22 protein-coding genes and 2 pseudogenes are annotated in these 20,601 nt (G+C 66.5%); 15 read left to right on the top strand and 9 right to left on the bottom strand.

All coding sequences use genetic code 11. The annotated features are described in order from the left end of the window. Nucleotides 1-124 precede the first annotated feature (124 nt). Nucleotides 125-796, top strand: coding sequence for a TetR/AcrR family transcriptional regulator (locus tag N536_RS0105810; RefSeq protein WP_036435549.1), 672 nt, complete (start codon nt 125-127; stop codon nt 794-796). A gap of 29 nt (nt 797-825) precedes the next feature. Here the strand turns inward: N536_RS0105810 and N536_RS0105815 are convergent, their stop codons facing one another. From N536_RS0105815 to N536_RS43470, 4 genes and pseudogenes are all read right to left on the bottom strand, one after another. Beyond that, nucleotides 826-1,578 (bottom strand): alpha/beta fold hydrolase, encoded by a 753-nt coding sequence (locus N536_RS0105815; protein ID WP_029112748.1) that lies wholly within the window; start codon nt 1,576-1,578, stop codon nt 826-828. After that, nucleotides 1,575-2,489, bottom strand: coding sequence for an SDR family NAD(P)-dependent oxidoreductase (locus N536_RS0105820; protein WP_155948439.1), 915 nt, complete (start codon nt 2,487-2,489; stop codon nt 1,575-1,577). The genes N536_RS0105815 and N536_RS0105820 overlap by 4 nt, the downstream gene beginning before the upstream one ends. Nucleotides 2,490-2,610: 121 nt before the next feature. After that, a pseudogene (locus tag N536_RS43465) lies at nt 2,611-2,757 on the bottom strand (hypothetical protein); the annotation flags it as partial. Continuing rightward, a complete protein-coding gene (locus tag N536_RS43470; RefSeq protein WP_369798383.1) occupies nt 2,688-2,960 on the bottom strand; it encodes an SDR family NAD(P)-dependent oxidoreductase in 273 nt (90 codons plus the stop codon). The pseudogene N536_RS43465 and the gene N536_RS43470, both read right to left, overlap by 70 nt. 126 nt (nt 2,961-3,086) lie before the next feature. On the opposite strand from N536_RS43470, the gene N536_RS0105830 reads away from it, so the two are divergent. The 5 genes from N536_RS0105830 to N536_RS0105850 all read left to right on the top strand — a co-directional run bounded on the left by N536_RS0105830 (nt 3,087) and on the right by N536_RS0105850 (nt 6,262). After that, nucleotides 3,087-3,722: a TetR/AcrR family transcriptional regulator gene (locus N536_RS0105830; RefSeq protein WP_029112751.1), complete on the top strand. Its 636-nt coding sequence runs from the start codon at nt 3,087-3,089 to the stop codon at nt 3,720-3,722. Nucleotides 3,723-3,944: 222 nt separating this feature from the next. After that, nucleotides 3,945-4,118, top strand: a complete 174-nt coding sequence (locus N536_RS42075) for a hypothetical protein (RefSeq protein WP_155948440.1) — start codon at nt 3,945-3,947, stop codon at nt 4,116-4,118. Nucleotides 4,119-4,166: 48 nt separating this feature from the next. Continuing rightward, nucleotides 4,167-4,973 (top strand): TauD/TfdA family dioxygenase, encoded by an 807-nt coding sequence (locus tag N536_RS0105840; protein WP_029112752.1) that lies wholly within the window; start codon nt 4,167-4,169, stop codon nt 4,971-4,973. Continuing rightward, entirely contained in the window at nt 4,970-5,362 is a 393-nt protein-coding gene (locus N536_RS0105845; protein ID WP_036435551.1) for a carboxymuconolactone decarboxylase family protein, read from the top strand. The genes N536_RS0105840 and N536_RS0105845 overlap by 4 nt, the downstream gene beginning before the upstream one ends. A gap of 9 nt (nt 5,363-5,371) precedes the next feature. Further along, entirely contained in the window at nt 5,372-6,262 is an 891-nt protein-coding gene (locus N536_RS0105850) for an NAD(P)-dependent oxidoreductase (RefSeq protein WP_029112754.1), read from the top strand. A 517-nt stretch (nt 6,263-6,779) separates the two neighbouring features. On the opposite strand, the pseudogene N536_RS37550 reads toward N536_RS0105850, so the two are convergent. The 3 genes and pseudogenes from N536_RS37550 to N536_RS0105865 all read right to left on the bottom strand — a co-directional run. Continuing rightward, a pseudogene (locus N536_RS37550) lies at nt 6,780-7,220 on the bottom strand (zinc-binding dehydrogenase); the annotation flags it as partial. Between the two features lie 44 nt (nt 7,221-7,264). Continuing rightward, nucleotides 7,265-7,831, bottom strand: a complete 567-nt coding sequence (locus N536_RS0105860; RefSeq protein WP_029112755.1) for a sigma-70 family RNA polymerase sigma factor — start codon at nt 7,829-7,831, stop codon at nt 7,265-7,267. Beyond that, nucleotides 7,828-8,577 (bottom strand): SDR family oxidoreductase, encoded by a 750-nt coding sequence (locus N536_RS0105865; RefSeq protein ID WP_029112756.1) that lies wholly within the window; start codon nt 8,575-8,577, stop codon nt 7,828-7,830. The genes N536_RS0105860 and N536_RS0105865 overlap by 4 nt, the downstream gene beginning before the upstream one ends. A 182-nt stretch (nt 8,578-8,759) precedes the next feature. On the opposite strand from N536_RS0105865, the gene N536_RS0105870 reads away from it, so the two are divergent. The 9 genes from N536_RS0105870 (at nt 8,760) to N536_RS0105910 (ending at nt 18,920) form a co-directional block, all read left to right on the top strand. After that, nucleotides 8,760-9,611 (top strand): enoyl-CoA hydratase/isomerase family protein, encoded by an 852-nt coding sequence (locus N536_RS0105870; protein ID WP_029112757.1) that lies wholly within the window; start codon nt 8,760-8,762, stop codon nt 9,609-9,611. Beyond that, the gene (locus N536_RS0105875) at nt 9,611-10,549 is read left to right on the top strand and encodes an aldo/keto reductase (RefSeq protein WP_197040071.1); all 939 of its coding nucleotides are present in this window, start codon (nt 9,611-9,613) and stop codon (nt 10,547-10,549) included. Before N536_RS0105870 ends, N536_RS0105875 begins: the two co-directional genes overlap by 1 nt. A gap of 1 nt (nt 10,550) precedes the next feature. Continuing rightward, nucleotides 10,551-11,303: an SDR family NAD(P)-dependent oxidoreductase gene (locus N536_RS0105880; protein ID WP_029112759.1), complete on the top strand. Its 753-nt coding sequence runs from the start codon at nt 10,551-10,553 to the stop codon at nt 11,301-11,303. Nucleotides 11,304-11,315: 12 nt separating this feature from the next. Then, on the top strand, nt 11,316-12,179 hold the full coding sequence (locus tag N536_RS0105885; protein WP_029112760.1) for an ABC transporter substrate-binding protein: 864 nt from the start codon (nt 11,316-11,318) through the stop codon (nt 12,177-12,179). A 32-nt stretch (nt 12,180-12,211) separates the two neighbouring features. After that, complete coding sequence (locus tag N536_RS0105890; RefSeq protein ID WP_029112761.1) at nt 12,212-12,799, top strand: TetR/AcrR family transcriptional regulator; 588 nt, start codon at nt 12,212-12,214, stop codon at nt 12,797-12,799. Between the two features lie 102 nt (nt 12,800-12,901). Further along, nucleotides 12,902-13,606 (top strand): cysteine hydrolase, encoded by a 705-nt coding sequence (locus tag N536_RS0105895; protein WP_029112762.1) that lies wholly within the window; start codon nt 12,902-12,904, stop codon nt 13,604-13,606. A 4-nt stretch (nt 13,607-13,610) separates the two neighbouring features. Further along, nucleotides 13,611-14,552 (top strand): aldo/keto reductase, encoded by a 942-nt coding sequence (locus N536_RS0105900; RefSeq protein ID WP_029112763.1) that lies wholly within the window; start codon nt 13,611-13,613, stop codon nt 14,550-14,552. Nucleotide 14,553: 1 nt separating this feature from the next. Further along, nucleotides 14,554-16,071 (top strand): malate dehydrogenase (quinone), encoded by a 1,518-nt coding sequence (gene mqo / locus N536_RS37555; RefSeq protein WP_051574272.1) that lies wholly within the window; start codon nt 14,554-14,556, stop codon nt 16,069-16,071. Between the two features lie 101 nt (nt 16,072-16,172). Further along, a complete protein-coding gene (locus N536_RS0105910; protein ID WP_029112764.1) occupies nt 16,173-18,920 on the top strand; it encodes an AAA family ATPase in 2,748 nt (915 codons plus the stop codon). Here N536_RS0105910 and N536_RS0105915 read toward each other — a convergent pair. Together N536_RS0105915 and N536_RS0105920 are read right to left on the bottom strand one after the other, a co-directional pair. Next, nucleotides 18,900-19,799 carry an ABC transporter substrate-binding protein gene (locus tag N536_RS0105915; protein WP_029112765.1) on the bottom strand — a complete coding sequence of 300 codons (900 nt, stop codon included), beginning with the start codon at nt 19,797-19,799 and terminating at the stop codon, nt 18,900-18,902. The two genes, N536_RS0105910 and N536_RS0105915, sit on opposite strands and share 21 nt — an antisense overlap. 25 nt (nt 19,800-19,824) lie before the next feature. Next, nucleotides 19,825-20,586, bottom strand: a complete 762-nt coding sequence (locus N536_RS0105920) for an SDR family NAD(P)-dependent oxidoreductase (protein WP_155948442.1) — start codon at nt 20,584-20,586, stop codon at nt 19,825-19,827. Nucleotides 20,587-20,601 lie beyond the last annotated feature (15 nt).

Here is a 20,601-nt window from a genome sequence, read left to right on the forward strand (position 1 = left end):
CCTCTGTGTGACACCGTCCAGTGCGGTCTACTTGGCTACGCCATATTGACACCTGGACGGTTTCATTATGCTGCGATTGCGACAATAGCAACTCCACCGTTTCATTACTAGTAGGAGAGCACCGATGGGTCTCAACGAAGCTGAAGCGATCGCGCCGCGGCGCTCTGCCTCGGCCCCCGGCGCTGGTCGACCCACTCGTGCCCAGGCCGAACAGCGGCATGAAGAACTCCTCGACGAGGCGCTAGAGATCTTCCTGGACAAAGGCTACGAATTAGCGACTATCGAGGCGATCGCGGCCTCGGTGCGGATGACCAAGCGGACCGTGTACGCCCGGTACCCCGACAAGGCGGCGCTGTTTCGGGCAGTAGTGCAGCGGGCTGTCGATCGATGGGTGGTGCCCGTCGACGATCTGCGCGCCGCCGAGACAGACGATCTGGAAGCCACTTTGACCGCTGTCGCGCGGATCCGGTTGAACAACGCGACCAGCCCAGCAGGCCTGCGGCTGCAGCGGATCCTCAACGCCGAGTCCTATCGATTTCCGGACGTGCACCGACTGATGTACGAACAGGGCACCCTGCCCGCGATCGGCTTTCTGTCTGAGGTGTTCGGCCGCCACGCCGCGACCGGAGAGATCTTCGTTGAGGATCCCCGTTTGCTTGGCGAATCGTTCCTGAGTCTCGTGGTGGGCGGGCTGGCCATGGGGGCGGCGTGGGGGGTGGTGCTCGACGAGGACGAGATCGAACGTCGAATTGTGTTCTGTACCCAGTTGTTTCTCAACGGCGTCCGACCCCGCTGAGCGCCTTGCAGGGTGGGTGGTACGAGCCATCAGTGACGGACGTCGCCGACGTGCTGTTCACAGCGTTGCACGAAGATGTGCGCCAATTCTCTTGGGTTGCTCACCATCACCTGATGGCACGCATCGATCAACTCGATGCTGTGGACGCCACCGATTGCGATGATGCTGCGGCGCTGCGCCCGCGGCGGAAGAATCCGATCTCGCGTTGTCATCACCCAGGACCGCACGAGTTCAGGGGGGAGCACCACGGGGTCGACGGTCTCGCCGATCACCCGCGCCGATTCGGCACATAGTCGCGAGGAAAGGAAGTTGCGCTGTAGCGGGCTCATCCCGTTGCACAGCAGCCAGCGGGCAGCCATCCAGGGGATCGCCCCGGCTTTGTCTCGACGGGCACCCCAGCGGGCGTAGCGCGCCAGCGGCCCGCGCACCGCATCGACCACCGCTTGTCCTGCTGGAGGAACGAAGGCGGCCACCAGGATCATCTCCCGGACTCGCGGCCAACCCAACGCGGCGACCACTGCGGGCACGGTGACCCCTGCCAGAGAGTGTCCGGCGAGGACGATCTCGTCGAAGCCGGCCTGCTCGACATCGGCGACCACCGACGCGACCCAGCCCGCGATGCTGACCGAGGGCAGCGGAACCGGGTTGCGCGGGCGCCCCGGCAGGTCCACTGCTAGTACGCGGAGATCGGGTGCGAGGCGGGCGATCTCGGCAACGGTCAGGTCCCAGCTGTCGGCGGCCTGCATGCCGCCATGGACGAGAACCAGCGCCGGGGCGTTCACAACGGATACACGACCCCGGTCAGATCCTGCGATACCTTCCAGAGCTTGCGGGCCACGACGACGTCGTGCGAGTTGGAGTTGGACTGGGTCACCATGGGGTACCCCCGTTGACCCATGAAGCCTGCCGGCCCGTAGTACTGTCCGCCACACGCGTCGGGGTCGGTAGCGGCGCGCAGTGTCGGTAGGGCGCCCATGGGCGCGCTCTGGAAGAGATACTTGGTCGCCAGACTTTGCAACCACCGGAATCGCGACGGGGTATGACGGGTCAACTCGGTCCTGGCGGCGCCCGGATGTGCGGCAACAGCTACCGTGGTCTCATAGGAGGCAAGGCGACGGTCGAGCTCGTAGGTGAACAACAGGTTGGCCAGTTTGGATTGGCCATAGGCCTTGCCGGCCGAGTAGCGGGTCTCGAACTGTAAGTCATCGAAGTGGATTGCGGCCCCGTACTTGTGTCCGTTACTGCTCAAGGTCACCACCCGTGAGCCTGCCACCGGCAAGAGCCGGTCCAAGAGCAGACCGGTCAGCGCGAAGTGGCCCAGGTGGTTGGTGCCGAACTGCAATTCGAAGCCGTCGGCGGTGGCGCCCTTCGGAGGGAACATCAGGCCGGCATTGTTGATGAGCAAGTCGATACGCGCGTGGTCCGATCGTAGAGTGTCGGCCGCTGCTCGCACGGAACTCAGCGAGGCAAGATCCAACTCCTGCAGGGATACCGCGGCGCGCGGATCGGCGTCAATTATCCGTGCTCGGGCATCGGCACCCTTGACCAGATCCCGCACCGCCAGCACCACATGGGCTCCACGGGCGGCCAGCACGTTGGCGGTCTCCCATCCGATCCCGCTGTTGGCGCCGGTGATGATCGCGACGCGACCGCTCTGGTCCGGGACTTCCGTGGTGTCCCAACATGTGTCGATCTCGATTTCCTCTCTCTTGGTGTTTCGAACGGGCTATGTCGCCATGACCACGGCACGGCACGCCACCGAACTTCAGTGCAAGAGTTTTGGTCAACCCGATGACGCCGGACTTGGATGCGACGTAATGCGCCATGTAGGGCTGGCCACCGTGGGTGCTCGACGAGGAGATGTTCACGATCCGTCCCCAGCCACGGTTGATCATGTCCGGCAGTCGGCCTGGCAACAATGAAAGGTGCCGGTGAGGTTCACTGAGAGCAGTCGGTCCCATGTTGGCGCCGTGATCTTGAGGAAGGCTTCGTATCCCTCGAGGCCGGCGTTGTTGACCAACACGGCGATTGGACCGTAGTCGTCGTGGACCTCCGCAACATGCGTGTCGTCTTTCGGTTCGAGGGTACGGATCACGAAACACAGAAGTAAACGCAAACGTTCCGTTTTCGCAGTAGTACGCGTAAACTGCCTGCCTGTCAACATGTCGTCATCCCCAGCCCCGCCTGCGAGGCGGTCGTCGCCAATGCGACCGAAGGTGAGGAGATCGATGGTCTTCGCGGTGGGCTGCGTGCCGCCATGGGGTTCGACCGTCTCTGGGGCACGAGGCCAATGACCGCAGCGTCCCGTACGGGCAGGCCCACGCGGGCTGCAGCGAAGAAACTCGATGAGCGATTACGTCAGGCGGCAGTAGATACCTTCCTGCAGTACGGTTTCGACGGGGCCACCATGGAGGCGGTCGCACGGGCCGCCGGTATTTCCAAGAAGACGTTGTACACCCGCTACGCGGACAAGCACGCCTTGTTCGCCAGTGTTATTCCTTGGGCCCTGTCGCGTCTAGAACTGTCAGACGCCGACGATGAACACGCCGACGAGGATCTCGCAGCGTCGCTCATCTCCCTTGGGAGGGCGGCTATTTCGCGCGCAGTCGACCCCGATCGCGCGAAGCTGTTGCGGATCGCCCTCGACGAATCCGATCGGTTCCCCGAATTCGGAGTCGCCGCGCACTCGCTGCTGTGGTCGGCGCAGCAGCGCGCCGTGATGGAGACGCTCGAACGCTTCAGGGAGCCGATGGGCCTCGAAATCGCCAATGTCGAGATAGCCGCGGAGCAGTTCATCGCCATGGTGGCGCTCGTGCCCGGCAGGATGGCCGACTTCGGCATCTTCCGCAGCCCAGAGGTCGAAGAGCAGCACCTCGAACATGCCGTCGCCCTCTTCGTGCGGGGCATACTTCCCCGCTGGCAGTGACCACTTCTCCGCTCGAACCGACCGTCTCTTCCGCGCTACGCCGGTCCGAAAAACGTAACGGTTGCGTTTACATAGTGGATTGAACGCGATACTCTCCTCTCGTACGGCGAGAACATCGTTTCCAGAACGGCCTGAGGGTGTTCTCGAAGCGACGGACCTCGCGGCGAGCGTTCGGCGTGGTTCTTGCCCTCACTTCAACGGTTGCAACGACTTCGGGCGCGAATGTCCGCATCAACGCTTCAGGAGGCGACGTGCCGCCCTATCCCTCACGCGAAGCCAAGCAGGCTGCCCGACAGTACATTCGGCGGCTACAAGCAGGCGGGCATCGGCCGTGAAATGGGTTTGGACGGGCTGCGCGAATTCCAGGAGAGCAAGAGCTTCGCGACCGTCGTCTGACGCCACGACAGCATCGTCCACGAAACACCTCACGTCGAAGGAAACGCCATGATCGAAACCGTCGCAATCACCCCGGGGCTGGGTGCTCAAGTGCTCGGGGTGGAGGACCTGCTCGAACCCACCCTAGTCAGCCGTTGTCTGGAGGCGCTGAAATGGCGTGGCGTGCTTCTCATTCGCGGCTTGAACCTCGATGACGACGGTCAGCTCGCCTTCAGTCGCCAATTGGGTCCGGTGCTGGCTCCGGGCGGTAAGGAGATCTTCACCGTCACCCTCGACAAGTCGAAGAATCCCGCCGCGGAGTATCTCAAGGGCACCTTCCACTGGCATATCGACGACACCACCAACGACGTGCCGGCCAAGGCGACCATGCTGACCGCCCGCCAAGTCGCCATGGTGGGTGGGGGAACCGAATTCGCGAACACCTATGCCGCCTACGAGAACCTTCCCGAGCACGAACGCAAGCGTTGCGACGGTCTGCGGGTGGTGCACAGCTTCGAAGCCGCCCAGCGGCTGGTCAACCCTGACCCGACGGACAAGGAGTTGCGCGCGTTGCGCTCGGTGCCCACCCATGAGACCTCGCTGGTGTGGCCCCGCCGTGACGGCCGACGCTCCCTGGCCATCGGGGCAACCGCCGATCGGATCGTCGGTATGAACGCCCAGGAGGGCCGCGTCCTCCTCGACGAACTGCTCGCCTGGGCCACCCAGGAGCGATTCTGCTACGCCCACCAGTGGCAGGTCGGTGACGTCGTCATCTGGGACAACACCGGCATGCTTCATCGGGCGCTGCCCTACGAAGCGTCCTCGGAGCGAACCATGCAGCGCACCACCATCGCCGGTGACGAGCCCTGGGCATGACCGATCGCGACACCTATGACCAGGGCCTGCAGATCCGCAGAGCTGTCGTCGGTGAGGCCTATGTCGACAAGGCGCTGGCCGCAGCCGACGACTTCAGCGGCCCGCTGCAAGACCTTGTGACCGAGTACTGCTGGGGTGCGGTGTGGGGTCGTGAGGAGCTGCCGCTGAAGACGCGCAGCATGCTCAATCTGGCCATGCTTCCAATCCTCAACCGACCCAACGAGTTGCGTACCCACATCAAGGGCGCGCTGACGAACGGCGTCACCCGTGCTGAAATTCGGGAGGTCTTTCTGCAGGTGGCGATCTACGCAGGCGTGCCCGCCGCCGTCGACAGCTTCCGCATCGCCGGCGAGGTCTTCGCAGACCTCGACGCGAGTGCCGAGAACTAGGAGATCATCGTGGACATTGGATTCATCGGGTTGGGCCACATGGGCTTTCCGATGGCGCAACGCCTCGTGGAAGGGGGCCACAACGTCGTGGCCTTCGACGCCCGCCCGGAGGTGATCGGTCAGTTGGTGTCCCTTGGCGCGCAGGCCGCGTCCTCACCCCACGATGTTGCCGACCGGGCTGACACCGTCCTGGCCAGCCTGCCTTCGCTACAGGCATCCCTGGACGTGGCAACCGGCGCGGACGGAGTCATCCACGGTTCACGGGTGAAGAGGTTCATCGATCTGTCGACTGTGGGAGCGCGAATGGCGGCGCGCATCGCCGGCGCGCTGGCCGAGCGGGGAATCACTCAGATCGATAGTCCGGTCAGTGGCGGGGTCACCGGCGCCCGCGACGGCACGTTGGCCATGATGGTCTCGGGCCCCAGTGCCGAGGTGGAGTCGGCGCGTTCCGTGCTGGAGATTCTGGGCCGGGTATTCGTCGTCGGCGAACAGGCCGGATCGGCGCAGACGATGAAGCTGGCCAACAACTTACTGGCAGCGGCCACCTTGGCGGCGACCTCGGAGGCGGTGGTGATGGGTGTCAAGGCGGGTCTGGATCCTGCAGTGATGATCGAGGTGTTCAACGCCGGTTCGGGCGCCACGCATGCCAGTCGCGACAAGTTTCCGCGGGCCATCCTGCCGCGAAGCTTCGACTACGGCTTCGCCACCGGACTGATGGTCAAAGACGTTCGCCTGTGCTTGGAGGAGGCCAAGGCCGCAGGACTGTCACTGGAGATCGCCGAGGCCGTCGAGCGACTCTGGGAGGTGGTGCTCCGCGAGACCGGTGCCGACTCCGATTTCACCTCGGTGATCAAGCCAATCGAAGAAGCAGCGGGTGTGACAGTCGGAGGACGTCGATGACACCCGTACGCGTAGCGCCCTTGCCCGCAGAACATGGGATGACGACGTGCGTGGCGGCCTGTCTCCGATGCTTCCCGCTGATCGGCGCAACCCCGAGGGCCCCCGCCTTGTCGACGTTGGCGCGCCATCCCGACTTGGACGCGTGACGTCCCTTCGCAAGGTCTATGGCGAACTCCTCGCTCGCGGAATGACTACATCGAATCCAGCTGCCTCAGTGGTGATTCGGCGTGTGCGGGAGGAACAAACACCGAATCTAGAGGCCAGCATTGGGTGCACAGAATCGGGCAGATCCGCCCCGGCGCATCGACGGTTACCGCGCTCACCGCGGCGATCGTGACGGTGATGGACACAGCTACGGCGACCAAGTACTTGACCCGATGATTCGGCCGAGACGCGTCCGGATCGGACCCCGTCGTGCTCACGGAGCGATGGTTCCACTTGGCAGTGACCTGGATACGCATCGAGCCCGCCACTGTCTGGACAACCCGCCGGCGCGATTACCGCGGGTACTGGGACGTCAGGAGACGTCAAGTACCGCCTTGCCCTGCACGCGACGGCCCAGGAGCGCTTCGGCAGCCGCCGTCACGTTGTCCCACGAGTCACGCAGGCCGATCTGCGGATCCAACTGACCGGCGGCCAGCAACTCGACCAGATAGTCCAGGTCCGCACTGAAGGGCGCGCGAACTATGAAGGGGTCCAAGCGCTTCCGTGCCCCGCGGTTGCGTTCCAACCAGCCCACCACCATCGACTTCGAACCGCCGTCCCCGACCAGGCCGTGCGCACCGGCCCGCGCGGCGAGTTGCACGGTGAACCGGCCGACCCCTCCCGATGCTCCGGTGATGAGGACCCGCCGGCCCACCACGGGACCCAACGCTCCGAGTGCTTGCAGCGCCGTGACTCCGGCGACGGGAAGCGCGACGGCGTCGGCGAACTCCACCGCGTCCGGCAGGACCGCAACGGGCCAGGGCTCAAGGCGGGGAAGCTCGCTGTGGGCGCTTCTCGTCACGTCGGCCCATCCATCGGAACGACGTGGGCGAGGGAGATGCGTAACCGCTTGCGGCCGCGCGAAACTCGCGACATCACGGTTCCCAACGGAACGCCGGTCATCCTCGCAGTGTCGGCATAGCTGTATCCCGCGACGACGGTGTAGTAGAGCGCCTCACGAACGCCGATCGGCAAGGTGCCCATGGCGGCGCGCACGTCGCTGTGTGCAAACGCGCCCAGCGCCTCGGCCTCCGCCGAGCGCTCGGTCCCCGGCGCGTATGCCGTCACGTGACCCCACTCGATGTCGTCGGTGAGCACCTCGCCCGGGCGGCATTGCCTCATCCGGAAATTGCTGTACCACCGGTTCTGAAGGATGCGGAAGATCCATGCACGAAAGTTCGTCCCCGGCTCGAAACCGTGAAAACCCGAGTAGGCGTGCAGCATCGCGTCCTGTAGCAGTTCCTCGGCGTCCGCGTGATTCTGAGTCAGACGCCGCGCGCGACGGGCCAACGCATCCATTAGGGGTTCGGCTTCCCGGGCGAAACGACCCGCCAAGTCGCTACCGGTCTCGACGCTCGTGGTCATGTCAGCAGCCCATGGCGGGACAGGTCGCGGGCGAGCCAGTCGGCGAAGTCGGTGGGGTACACCGCGGCGTCAACGCTGGGAAGCAACACGTCGTCATCCAGTCTGGCGCCGAGGTAGCGTGCCTGCGGTTCTGAGAGGACACAACGGGTGTCGTTGTGCGCCCGCAGATTTGCGCGGATCATGTCGTCGAGGCAGTATCGGCGCGGGCCCGCGGCCTCGCGGACGCCGCCGACGGGAAGGTCGAGCGCTGCCGTCGCCACGGCAGATGCCAGATCGTCGGCAGCGATGGGTTGGATGAGCGCCGGCGAGATCCGAACGGCGTCTCCGTCGGTCGCCGAGTCCGCGATGCGACCGAGCGACTCGAAGCACTGCGTCCCGCGCAGGATCGTGAAGGGCACCCCGGAGTCCGCGATGACCCGCTCTCGCATGGCCTTCGCGCGGAAGTAGCTGCTGGCGAGCAGCCGGCCCGTTCCCACCGCCGACAGCGCGACCAGGTGCATCACCCCGGTCTGCCTGACAGCGCTGACCAGATCGGTCGTGGCGACGGACAGGAAGTCCCACGCCATGCGCCCGTCGTAGGAAGGCGGATCGGTCACGTCGACCACGACCCGCGCCCCGACGCACGTCTCCGCCAGTACGTCACCGCTGCGCGGGTGCACGGTGGCGACGTGATGGCCGCCCTCGATCAACGCCGACGCGACGGCGCGCGCGATCAGCTCGTCCTGCCCGACGACTACGACTTTCATTTGGACCTCCCGGTTGGCTGAGGGCTCCAACCTTCGGGTAGCAACGGTCGGCTCGTACCCGGGAAACACCCTGGCCGCGGACCTCGTGGCTGAGGCCAGGGTGTTCTACGGGGGCGAGCGCGCACGACGCCGCGTGATGATGGTCGCGGGCAGTCAGTTCCCCGCAACCCAAGGAGACACCCGTGATTCGCACGGACAACTCAAGGCAGGTGATCCTCACGCGCCGGTCGCCGGCCTACGTGCGGGTCACCTTCGACCACCCCCCGCTCAACGTCTTCGGACCCGAGACCATCCCGCAGTTGAACGACGTCATCACAACCCTGGAAGAGGATCCGGACGTCAAGGTCGTCGTCTTCGACAGCGCCGTCGACGGCTTCTTCCTCACGCACTACGACTTGGTCGCCACGACCGAGGAGGTTCCTCCCGGACCCACGGGCCTGCAACCGCTTCCCGACATGCTGGTCCGACTGAGCCGGGCGCCGGTTGTTTCGATCGCCTCGATCCGCGGGCGCGCCACCGGCGTGGGCAGTGAGCTCGCCCTGGCCAGCGACATGCGCTTCGCCAGCCGCGAGAAGGCGGTCTTCTCGCAATGGGAGGTCGGTGCGGGGCTGGTGCCGGGCGGAGGCCCGATGGCTCGACTGCCTCGGCTCGTGGGACGGGGACGCGCCCTCGAAGTCCTGCTCGGCGCGGACGACCTCACCGGTGACCTCGCGGAGTTGTACGGCTACGTCAACCGCTCGTTGCCCGACGCCGAGCTGGACGACTTCGTCGACGCGCTCGCCCGCAGGATCTCGTCGTTCGACAAGGAGGCCATCGCCGAGACCAAGCGCCTCGTCGATGTCAACAGCCTGCCGCCCGACTCCGAGATCGCGCCGGAGTGGGACGCCTTCCTCGCCGCCCTCGGACGCCCTGCGGCTCAACTGCGGATCAAGACGCTCCTCGAGCGCGGACTACAGCAACCGGGCGACGTCGAGACCCGGCTCGGACACCACGTTGGCCTGTTGGGCGACCTCACCGAAAGTATGAGCAGATGATGAACTCGGAGACATTCCGGCACAGCAGGATTCCGCTCGCCCACGGTTCGGGCGCGATGCCAGCCGTGGGGTTTGGCACCCTGATTCCGGACCTCATCGACACCAAGGAGGCCACCAAGACCGCACTGGAGGTCGGATTCCGGCACTTCGACTGCGCCGAACGCTATCGCAATGAGGATGCCGTCGGCGACGCCTTCCACGACGCGCTGACGGCGGGGACGGTGGCGCGGGACGACCTGTTCATCACCACCAAGCTCTGGAATACCAACCACCGTCCCGAACGGGTCAGGGCGGCCTTCGACGGGAGTCGCCGACGACTGCAGATCGACTACGTCGACTGCTACCTCGCCCACACGCCCTATGCCTTCGCGCCCGGCGACGACTTCGACCCGCGCGACGAACGCGGCGAAGTCGTCTACGACCCCGGCGTCACGTTGGGGGAGACGTGGCAAGCACTCGAGCGCCTCGTCGACGACGGGCACTGCGGCGCCATCGGGTTGTCCAACGTCTCGCTGGACACCCTGCGCGAGATCGTCGCCGGGGCTCGGATCAAGCCGGCCGTCGTGCAGGTCGAATCGCATCCCTATCTCCCGGAGTGGGAACTGCTCGACTACTGCCGAGAGAACGGCATCGTCCTGCTGGCCTTCGCGGCGTTGGGACACGCCATGACGCCGAATGTATTGCAGGACGGCGTCATCACCGCGATCGCCGACCGCCTGTACATGTCGCCCGCCCAGGTGGCCCTGGCGTGGGCCGTGCAACGCGGCACCGCATTCCTGACCACGTCGACCAATCCTCAACGCATTCAAGAGAATTACGACATATCGCCGCTTCCCGAAGATGCCATGCAGGAGATCCGGGACGCCATCACCACCAACATCCGGTTCAACTCCGTCGTGCAGACCGGAGTTCCCGGGTTCATCCCGAGAGCCTCCTGAGATGACGGGCACGACGAACGTCGCACTGGTCACCGGAGCCAGCCGGGGCATCGGCGCGGCGACCGCGACGGTGTTGGCGCAGCGCGGGTTCCGGGTGGTGGTCAACTATCGGTCGAGTGCCGAGGAGGCCGACGCGGTGGTCGCGTCGATCACCGCTGCCGGCGGTGCAGCGGTGGCCGCGAAGGCCGACGTCACCGAGGCCGACGCCGTAGCGACGATGGTGAGCGACACCGAAGAACGGTGGGGCGGCATCGACGTCGTCGTGCACAACGCGCTGATCCCGTTCGTCACCACCTCGTTCGACGACGTGACCTGGGAGCAGCTCGGCGGCAAGCTCGACCGCGAGATGCGCGCCGCCTTCCTGATCACCAAAGCCGTTGTCCCCGGCATGATCTCCCGTAAGTACGGCCGGCTGGTCTACCTCAGCACGGGCTTGTCGCGACGGCCCCGTGCCGGCATGATCGCTCTCGGCACCGCCAAGGCGGCACTTGACCAGTTCGTGCGCTACGTCGCGCTCGAATTGGCGCCCCACGGAATCACGGCCAATCTCGTCGCGCCCGCCACGGTCGACGAAACGAAGATCACCGGACAGCTGACCGCCGACCAGCTCGCCCATCTCGGCGCCACCAACCCCATGGGTCGCCTCGTCCGTCCCGACGAGGTCGCCGCGACCATCGCCTTCCTGGCCAGCGCGGAATCCGGGTTCACCACCGGCCACTACCTGCCGGTCAACGGCGGCCTGGCGATGGACTGAAGAGGAGATCCGATGCACACGATCGACCTGGCCTTCGCCGGGCACGGCATCCACGAGGAGCTGGTCGCCTACGTCGCCGACCAAGAGGGCTACTACGAGGACGAGGAGGTTCACGTCGCCATCCGCGACGGCGTGCACTGGCCCATCGAGCGGTTGCGTCGCGGCGCGACGATCGGTCTCGGCCGGTCGCTGCTGTCCCGCCTGACCGACGACATCGGCTGGACGGTGCTCAGCGTCAACACCCATCGGCCGCTGTTCTGGTTCCTCGGCAACGCCGAGGTGACGTCGATGGCGGAGCTCCGCGGCCGTCGCCTCGCGGTTCACGCCGCCCACACCGCGCCAGGATGTTTCGCCCGAATCGTGTTGCGCCAGCATGGGTTGGACCCCGACCGCGACTTGTCTTGTGTGACACGCGATCCGGGGGATTACCAGATGGACCTGCGCCGTCTGCGCGACGGCTCGATCGACGCCGCCTACGTCGGGAGCACGTTGTCGCCCGAGCAGGTGGCGCGGGAGGAGGGGTTTCACGTGTTGGCGTGGGTCGGCGATCACTTCCAGATCCCGACGGTGGGCGTCGCCGTCGATCCGGTGCACGTTCCGCTGGACAGCCCCGCGCTGCGGGCGCTGGTGCGCGCCAACGAGCGGGCGTTGAAGACGCTGGCCGAACAGCCGAAGCTGGCCGTCGACTACATCGCCGGGTTCCTGAACCGCGTCACCCCCGAGGAGGCGACGCAGTACTACGACCGCTACGTCGGGCCGTACTTCTCCGCCGACGGCCACGTCGACCTCGACGTCGCGCGGCGTGCGATCGCCGCCGTCTCGGCCGAACTCGGCGTCACGGAGGTAGACGCCGAGACCGTCTACGGGGTCCCATGAAGATACGTGACCGGTCGGCTACCCTCGATGTCATGCCCCGGCCCCCGAATCCCGACGTGCGTCACCGCCTCCTGTCCGCCGGACTGGAGCTGGTTCACGGTCGCGGGTTCTCCGCCAGTGGCGTCAAGGACATCACCGACTCGGCCGGGGTGCCGAAGGGCTCGTTCTACGCCTACTTCGCCAGCAAGGAGGCGTTCGCCACGGCGATCCTCGAGCACTACTGGGCCGACATCGAGCGACGACTGCTGCCCATCCTCGAGGCGAATGACCCGGCGCAGCAACGGATCACACGGTTCTTCCATGCCCTCGCCGACGAGCACGAGGCCGGTGACTTCCTGCTTGGCTGCCTGATCGGCAACCTCTCGCTGGAGCTGGGCGGCTCGAGTGACGCGGTGCGTGATCAGCTCACCAGCATTCTCGATCGGTGGGATGCCGCCCTGACTGCATGCGTGCGGGCCGGCCAGGGTGACGGCGCAATTCGGACCGACCTCGACGCGGGTGAGCTCGCCGCCTCGCTGATCGAGTCGTGGGAGGGCGCTGCCCTTCGCGGCAAGGTGACCCGCAGTCGTGCTCCCTACGACCGCTTCGAGGCGGTCACCGTCCCGGCGCTTCTGCGCTGACTCGCCGACGGCTGATGGCGGTGACGAACAGCACCTTGTTAGTAGACGACCGGTCATCTATTTTGAAGGAGAGGAACCCGCCTCTCCGAGCTCAAGGACGCCATGACGAACCCCATCTACGCCGAACCCTCGAATCCCGCGCTGCCGGACTCCGGCTTCGTCCTCGACCTCGACCACACCGCGCTCGTCGTCACCGACCCCCAGATCGACTTCCTCAGTCCGGACGGAGCGACCTGGGCCGTATTCGGCGACAGCATCACGGAGAACGGCACCGTCGCCCACATCGGCGAACTGTTCGACGCCGCGAAGGCCGTGGGCATCACCGTCGCGGTGTCGCCGCACTACTTCTATCCCACCGACACCCAGTGGGGGTTCGGCGATCCGCTGGAGAAATTCATGGCCGGCGTCGGCATGTTCGGGCGTCGGGGCCCGTACACGCTGGACGGCTTCGCCGGCTCCGGCGCGGACTTCCTGCCCGACTACCAGCACCACATCCACGACCGCAAGACCGTGATCACCTCTCCGCACAAGATCGTCGGCCCCGAGTCCAACGACCTTGTCCTGCAACTACGCAAACGTGGCATCAGCCAGGTCATCATCGCCGGCATGGCCGCCAACCTCTGCGTCGAGGGCCACCTGCGCGAACTCGTCGAGCAGGGCTTCGAGGTGGTCGTCGTCAAGGACGCCACCGCAGGCCCACGGCTACCCGAAGGCGACGGCTACCTGGCCGCGCTGGTCAACTACCGCTTCCTGGCCAGCGCGGTGTGGACCACCGCCGAGGCCGTCCACTACCTGAAGGGTGAATGAAGACATGACGATCCACGATCCGCGACACCACCGGTTCGCCTTGAACAACGGCGACGGCGAGATCCCCGCGCTCGGATTCGGCACACTGGTGTCGGACAGCAGCAAGACCCGCCACGCCACCGTGGCTGCCGTGGAGGCAGGTTTCCGCCACCTCGACTGCGCCGAGCGCTACCGCAACGAGGCAGAGGTCGGCGCCGCGCTCAAGGACCTCCTCGCCTCCGGCGCGATCCGCCGCGAGGACCTCTTCGTCACCACGAAGCTGTGGAACAACAACCACCGCCCCGAGCGCGTCAAGCCCGCCCTGCAGGCCAGCCTCGACAAGCTCGGCCTCGACTCCGTCGACCTCTATCTGGTGCACACCCCGTTCGCGTTCCAGCCCGGTGACGATCAGGATCCCCGGCACCCGCACGGCGCCGTCGTCTACGACGATGGGGTGACGCTCGAGGAGACCTGGGGTGCCATGGAAAGCCTTGTCGACGAGGGACTCTCGCGCGCCATCGGCTTGTCCGACATCGACGTCGAGGGCACCCGCGAGATCGTCGACACCGCGAGGATCAGGCCCGCGGTCGTGGAGGTCGAATCCCATCCCTACCACCCGCAGTGGGGGCTGCACCAGCTGTGCCAGACCGAGGGCATCGTCCTGCTGGCATTCGCGCCGCTGGGGCACGCGCTGGAGCCGCGACTGCTCGACGACCCGCTCATCGTGACGACCGCCGAACGCCTCAGCAAGACGCCCGCACAGGTGCTTCTCGCCTGGGGCATCCAACGCGGCAGCGCGGTGCTGACGTCGTCGGTGACGCCCACCCGCATCACGGAGAACGCGGACGTCACCGCGCTGCCGGAGGACGTCGTGCAACAGATCAGCGAGCTGGAGACCCGCCACCGGTTCAACTCCGTCGTCGACGCGGGAGAGCCCGGATTCCTCGAAGTGCCCCAAGGCAGTTGAGATGACCAAGACGGATGTCGTGCTGATCGGCGCCGGCATCATGAGCGCGACCCTCGGCACATTGCTGCGACTGGTCGAACCCGACTGGTCGATCACCCTGATCGAGCGGCTCGACGGCGTCGCCGCCGAGAGCAGCGACCCGTGGAACAACGCGGGCACGGGACACTCCGCGCTGTGCGAACTGAACTACACGCCGCAGTTGCCCGACGGGTCGATCGACATCAGCAGGGCGGTTTTCGTCAACGAGCAGTTCCAGGTGTCGCGCCAATTCTGGTCGCACGCCGTGGAAAAGGGAGTGCTGACCGATCCGCGCAGCTTCATCAACCCGGTCCCGCACGTGTCGTTCGTGCAGGGTGCCGATCGTGTCGACTATCTCCGTCGCCGCAGGGAAGCCCTGGTGGTCAACCCGCTGTTCGCCACCACGACGTTCGTCGACGACGCCGACGAGGTCGCGCGCCGGTTGCCCCTGATGGCGGCCGGGCGTGACCGGGCGGACCCGGTCGCGCTGAACTGGACCACCAACGGCACCGACGTGGACTTCGGGTCGCTGGCCAAACAACTCATCGGCTACGGCGTCCGCACGGGCACCACCACGCTGTTCGGCCACGAGGTGCGCGGACTGGCCAAGGAGTCCGACGACAGCTGGACGGTAGACATCCGTAACCGCCGCACCGGCGACGACCGAAAGATCAACGCCCGCTTCCTGTTCGTCGGCGCAGGCGGTGGCGCCCTGCACCTGCTGCAGAAGTCGGGCATCGACGAGGCCAAGGGGTATGGCGGCTTTCCGGTCAGCGGCGAGTTCCTCCGCACCCCGAACACGATGCTGACGGCAGCGCACCACGCCAAGGTGTACGGCTTCCCTCCGCTGGGCGCACCACCGATCTCGGCGCCCCACCTCGACACCAGGATCATCGGCGGTGAGCCGTGGCTGCTGTTCGGCCCCTTCGCCGGCTGGTCGCCGCGATTCCTCAAACAGGGCCATCTCGGCGATCTGCCGAGGTCCGTCACCCCGACCAACCTCGGACCGATGCTCGACGTCGGACGAACCCAATTGAGCCTGGTCAAGTATCTGATCGGCCAGCTCCGATTGTCGGAGGCAGATCGCGTCGACGCGTTGCGCGAATTCGTGCCCACGGCAATCGATTCCGATTGGAGCCTCTCGGTGGCAGGTCAGCGGGTGCAGGTCATCAAGCCGGGCAAGGGCTTTCGCGGCACCCTGGAATTCGGCACCACCGTGATCGCGGCGGCCGACGGCAGCCTCGCCGGCCTACTCGGTGCCTCGCCGGGTGCGACGACGGCGATCCCCGCGATGCTCGACGTGATGGAGCGCTGCTTCGGCAAGCAGTTCGCCACGACGTGGCGTCCCCGACTGTTGGAGATCATCCCGTCGCTGGGGACCAAACTCTCGGACGAGCCCACGCTGTTCGGTGAGGTGTGGGACTGGGGAACTCGGGTGCTGGGTCTGCAACCGAGCGCTGCCAACTCCACGCGACCGACAGGAGCCATCGTCGACCCGTGAGACTGGGAGTGTCCTGTGAGTGCGTGACGTCGGCGTGAACCGGGCCTTAGGATCAAGGTCAGGTCGGTGCGGCCCTCGCGCCAGCAAGGGGGTGCTGCCCGATGGCAGCCGCTGGACAGTTACGGGGTCGCAACCGCGAGTGCGGGACACTGGATGGGTTGCTCGGTGAGGTGCGGACCGGGCAGAGCGCAGTGTTGGTGCTTCGCGGCGAGGCGGGAATCGGCAAGACGGCGCTGCTTCGGCATCTGACGGATGCGGCGTCCGGCTTCACCGTGACGCGTTGCGCCGGTGTCGAATCCGAGATGGAGTTGCCCTTCGCGGGCCTGAATGAACTGTGCTCGCCGATCCTCGACGGTCTCGGTTCGCTACCAGAACCGCAACAGCGTGCGCTCAGCGGTGCGCTTGGTCTCGAGGCGGGTGGAAGCCCGGACAAGTTCCTCGTGGCGTTGGGGGCGCTAGGTCTCATCGGCGCGGCGTCCGAACGCGGGCCGTTGCTCTGCGTCGTCGAGGACGCGCACTGGCTGGACAACGCCTCGGCACAAGTGCTCGCCTTCGTTGGACGCAGGCTGCGGGGCGAGCCCGTCGGGTTGGTGTTCGCCGCCCGCGCATCCCTGACGACGCCGGACCATCTGATGGGCTTGCCCGAGTTGCGGATCGAAGGCGTCGACGAGCGGGCGGCGCGTGCGTTGCTCCGATCAGTCGGCGGGATGCGCATCGACGAGACGATCCGCGCCAGGATTCTCGACGAGACCAGGGGCAACCCGCTGGCGGTGCTGGAACTGGGCGCGCGGATGATGACGGCGGGGTTCGCAGGTGGGTTCGCCATGGTCGACGGACCAAGTCTGAGCGAGCGCATCGAGGACGAATACCGCGCACGCCTGAGCGACTTGCCCTACGACACCCAGCAGTTGGCGTTGCTGGCCGCCGCCGATCCCGTGGGCGACACCGGGCTCATTCAGCGGGCGGCCGCGCATCTGGGCCTCGGCGTCGACGCCGCCGATGCCGCCGTCGCCGGCGACCTGCTGTCGGTCGGTGCGTCGGTGCGCTTCCGTCATCCGTTGCTGCGCTCGGCCGTCTATCGCGGCGCCACCGGCGAGCAACGCCGCGTCGTGCACCAGGCGCTCGCCGAGGCGAGTGACCCCGAGTCGGATGCGGATCGGCGCGCGTGGCACCGAGCCTATGCGGCCACCGGTCCCGACGAACAGGTGGCGGGCGAGTTGATCGGCTCGGCGGGTCGGGCTCAGGCACGTGGCGGAATTGCCGCGGCCGCCGCGTTCTGGGAGCGCGCGGTCGCGTTGACCCCGGACGCCGTCGAACGGTCGTCCCGGGCGCTGTCAGCCGCCCAAAGCAAGTTTGGCGCGGGGGATCTCGATGCCGCCGGGCGACTGTTGGACCAAATCGACGCTGAATCGTTGAGCGAATTCGAGCAGGCGATCGTCGACCTGTTGCGCGCCCAGATCGCGTTCGCCCGATACCGCGGTGGGGAGGCGCCGAATCTGCTGCTGCGGGTGGCCACCCGCCTACGGCCAATCAACCCCGACATGGCGCGCTTGGCATTTCTGCAGGCACTGATCGCCACGAGCTACGCCGGTCGCCTCGCCGACCCCGAGGTGCGGCTCGAGATCGCACGCGCGGCACAGGCACTGCCGCGGGATCCAGCACCAACGCCGGCCATCCAGTTGTTGATCCACGGCATAGCCACCTGGCAGGCCGATGGTTACGCTGCGAGCGCCGGGGCTCTCAGAGACGCGGTGCGTCAGTACCTCGACGATGCACCCGACCCCGATGTCGTCGGTTACGCCTTCATCGCCACTGCCGTACACCTGTGTGACGACGCGGCGTGGTACACGATGGTGACCCGGCAGGTGGAGCTCGCACGGGAGCGCGGAATGCTGAGCTGGCTGCCGTTCGTCCTCGATGGTCAAGCCGAGTTCTTGGTTCCTGCAGGTGATCTGGTGCAGGCGGAAGCCCTGTTGGCCGAAGCCGGGCTCATCGACCCGGTGATCACCGCCGCCACCTCGCCGCGCATCGCCCTGCTGGTGGCTGCCTGGCGTGGTGACATCGCCGGTGCCCGAGGACCGTTGGAAGTGGTGGCCGAAGCGGGTGCAACGCGAGGGGAGGGATGGTTGTTGGCCTACGCCGACTATGCGAACGCAGTGCTCTACAACGGTCTTGCTGATCACCATGCGGCCGCTGATGCGGCGCAAAGTGCTTGTGCAGACGGCGAATTCGTATTCGCCATCACCGTGCGAGCGCTGTACGAACTCGTCGAGGCCACGGCCCGCAGCAACCAGCCCGCACGCGCCGTCGCGGCCGCTGAGCAGTTGTCGGCGGCCGCCACGGCCAGCGGTACCGACTTTGCCGGCGGGATGGCCGCCCACGGCCGGGCCCTGGTCGCCGAGGGTGATGACGCCGACGGCCTCTACCGGGAAGCCGTCGAGCGGCTCGGTGGAACCAGGATGGCCGCGCACGTCGCGCGAGCCCGCCTGAGCTATGGGGAGTGGCTGCGCCGCGCCGACAGGCGCGATGACGCGCGGGAACAACTCAGGTCTGCCCACGCTAGCTTCGCTGCCATGGGGGCCAACGGATTCGCCGAACGTGCCAGGCACGAGCTCCTCGCGACGGGGGAGAAGGTGCGTAGGCGAGCCGGCCCAGGCAGTGCCGACCTGACTCCGCAGGAGGAACAGATCGCGCAACTGGCCCGGCAGCGCCGCACCAACCCCGAGATCGGTGCCGAGCTGTTCCTCAGCGCGCGCACGGTGGAATGGCACCTACGCAAGATCTTCGCCAAACTCGAGATCAAGTCGCGTAGGGAATTGGATGCGGCGCTAGCCGACCGCGGGGCGTGATTGCGTCCCCTCGCACTGAGGGGCGACGTAGATGTCCTCGGCTGGTACGGAGGCGAGACCGAGTTCTGCAGCAACTGCATCGATCCCGTGCTGCGCGACGGTGAGGTTCACCCGCCCGCTGGGGGTGAAGTGTGGGCCGACGTAGCGCTCGTAGTACTGCTGCACTTCGTCGCGCGTCAGACGGTCGAGGAACGTGGCGAGGTAATCGACGGTCAGGCTTGGCTTGGCGGCGATCGTCTGAAGGGCCCGATCGTTCGCCCGCACCAGCGCCTGCAGCGCGGGACTGTCCAGCGGGATGTGGGCGGGGTCCACTGCGATGCCCACGGTGGGAATCTGGACGTAATCGCCGACCCAGGCGAGGACGTGGAACCCTTCTTCCGCGGCGACCTGCTCGGGGGAAAACGTAGTACCCACACAGGCGGCGTCGATCGAGCCGTCCCGAAGTCGCCGAAGATCCATCTGATAGTTGACGGGAAGTCGCGCAAGGCATTCCAGGTCACGATCGGGATCGAGACCGTGCTCGCGCAAGACGATTCTGGTGAACCAGCCCGGCGCGGTCTGGGCGGGATGGACCGCGACGCGACGCCCGCGCAGATGCGCCATCGAGGTCACCTCCGCGTTGCCGACGAACCAGAACAGCGGGCGGTGCGTATTGACGCTGAGCACCTTCCAGTCGACGGCGCCCGTCAGCCGGTGCAACACGGCGCGGCCCAGGCCGATCGACGCGCCGCGTCGCAGCCGCTCTGGGCCCCAGCCGATCCCGTTCCGGATCGCGACGTGGACCCCTTCTTCCTCGTAGTAGCCCTCCTGGTCGGCCACTTGGGCGACCAGCTCCTCGTGGACGCCACGTTCGACGTAGGCGAGATCGATCGTCTCCACGGTCCACACTCCTTCCAGGAATTCGCTAAAAGAGTCCTCGGCGGGCGCCGCCATCGAGAGCGAGAGTGGCGCCATGCAGCGCGTCGGCCTCGGGCGCCAGCAGTTGGGTTACAGCCCAGCCCACTTCGTCGACCGTGGTGAGTCGACCCAACGGTGACTGGCGTCGGTATTCGTCGAGGACGGTCTCGACGCTGACGCCGCGCGCCTGAGCCGCGACGTCGGCGAAGCGACGAAGCCGATCGGTCTCCAAGACGCCGGGCGCTACCAGGTGCACGGTGACACCGCGCGGCCCGTAGGCGTCGGCGAGCTGGCGGACGAGGTTGGCCAGAGCAGCATTCGTGACACCGGCCGCGCAGGTTTGCGGCGTGGGTTCTGAACCGAAATGGCCGCCGATCGCGACGATCCGCGAGCCGGTCACGAATCGGTCCTCGACAGCACGAATGAGGCGTAACAAGCCGCCGAGCTTCAACGACACCGACCGTCCCAAGGTGTCCGGGTCGATCGTGGCCAGGGGTGGACTGGCAGGTTCGGCTGCCGCTTGCACCACCATCCCGACTCGTCCGGAGACGGCTGCTGCGATTGCGTCGCCGGACGAATCGTCACCGATGTCGGCAGGGCATGGCGTGATCCCATCGTCGGCTGCGCCCAACTGCACGAGGCGTTCCCGATCACGCGCCACGGCAACCACCGGAACGGTGGCGTGGCGCAGTCGCGCGACTATGGCGGCACCGATCTCTCCGGTCGCCCCCACCACGACGACCTGCCCGTCAACGGGTGTCCGCATCATGGATTGGGGTTCGTC

The sequence above is a fragment of the Mycobacterium sp. URHB0044 genome (assembly GCF_000620625.1).
Classification (GTDB): domain Bacteria; phylum Actinomycetota; class Actinomycetes; order Mycobacteriales; family Mycobacteriaceae; genus Mycobacterium.

Bases quoted from the DNA above. Each gene is read 5' to 3' on its own strand.
- N536_RS0105845 (WP_036435551.1), top strand. From the start codon at position 4,970: ATGACCGATCGCGACACCTATGACCAGGGCCTGCAGATCCGCAGAGCT.
- N536_RS0105860 (WP_029112755.1), bottom strand. From the start codon at position 7,831: ATGACCACGAGCGTCGAGACCGGTAGCGACTTGGCGGGTCGTTTCGCC.
- N536_RS0105895 (WP_029112762.1), top strand. From the start codon at position 12,902: ATGACGAACCCCATCTACGCCGAACCCTCGAATCCCGCGCTGCCGGAC.
- N536_RS0105885 (WP_029112760.1), top strand. From the start codon at position 11,316: ATGCACACGATCGACCTGGCCTTCGCCGGGCACGGCATCCACGAGGAG.
- N536_RS42075 (WP_155948440.1), top strand. From the start codon at position 3,945: ATGTCCGCATCAACGCTTCAGGAGGCGACGTGCCGCCCTATCCCTCAC.
- N536_RS0105910 (WP_029112764.1), top strand. From the start codon at position 16,173: ATGGCAGCCGCTGGACAGTTACGGGGTCGCAACCGCGAGTGCGGGACA.
- N536_RS0105865 (WP_029112756.1), bottom strand. From the start codon at position 8,577: ATGAAAGTCGTAGTCGTCGGGCAGGACGAGCTGATCGCGCGCGCCGTC.
- N536_RS0105830 (WP_029112751.1), top strand. From the start codon at position 3,087: ATGACCGCAGCGTCCCGTACGGGCAGGCCCACGCGGGCTGCAGCGAAG.
- N536_RS0105920 (WP_155948442.1), bottom strand. From the start codon at position 20,586: ATGATGCGGACACCCGTTGACGGGCAGGTCGTCGTGGTGGGGGCGACC.
- N536_RS0105890 (WP_029112761.1), top strand. From the start codon at position 12,212: ATGCCCCGGCCCCCGAATCCCGACGTGCGTCACCGCCTCCTGTCCGCC.
- N536_RS0105900 (WP_029112763.1), top strand. From the start codon at position 13,611: ATGACGATCCACGATCCGCGACACCACCGGTTCGCCTTGAACAACGGC.
- N536_RS0105810 (WP_036435549.1), top strand. From the start codon at position 125: ATGGGTCTCAACGAAGCTGAAGCGATCGCGCCGCGGCGCTCTGCCTCG.
- N536_RS0105880 (WP_029112759.1), top strand. From the start codon at position 10,551: ATGACGGGCACGACGAACGTCGCACTGGTCACCGGAGCCAGCCGGGGC.
- N536_RS0105840 (WP_029112752.1), top strand. From the start codon at position 4,167: ATGATCGAAACCGTCGCAATCACCCCGGGGCTGGGTGCTCAAGTGCTC.
- mqo (WP_051574272.1), top strand. From the start codon at position 14,554: ATGACCAAGACGGATGTCGTGCTGATCGGCGCCGGCATCATGAGCGCG.
- N536_RS43470 (WP_369798383.1), bottom strand. From the start codon at position 2,960: ATGTTGACAGGCAGGCAGTTTACGCGTACTACTGCGAAAACGGAACGT.
- N536_RS0105875 (WP_197040071.1), top strand. From the start codon at position 9,611: ATGAACTCGGAGACATTCCGGCACAGCAGGATTCCGCTCGCCCACGGT.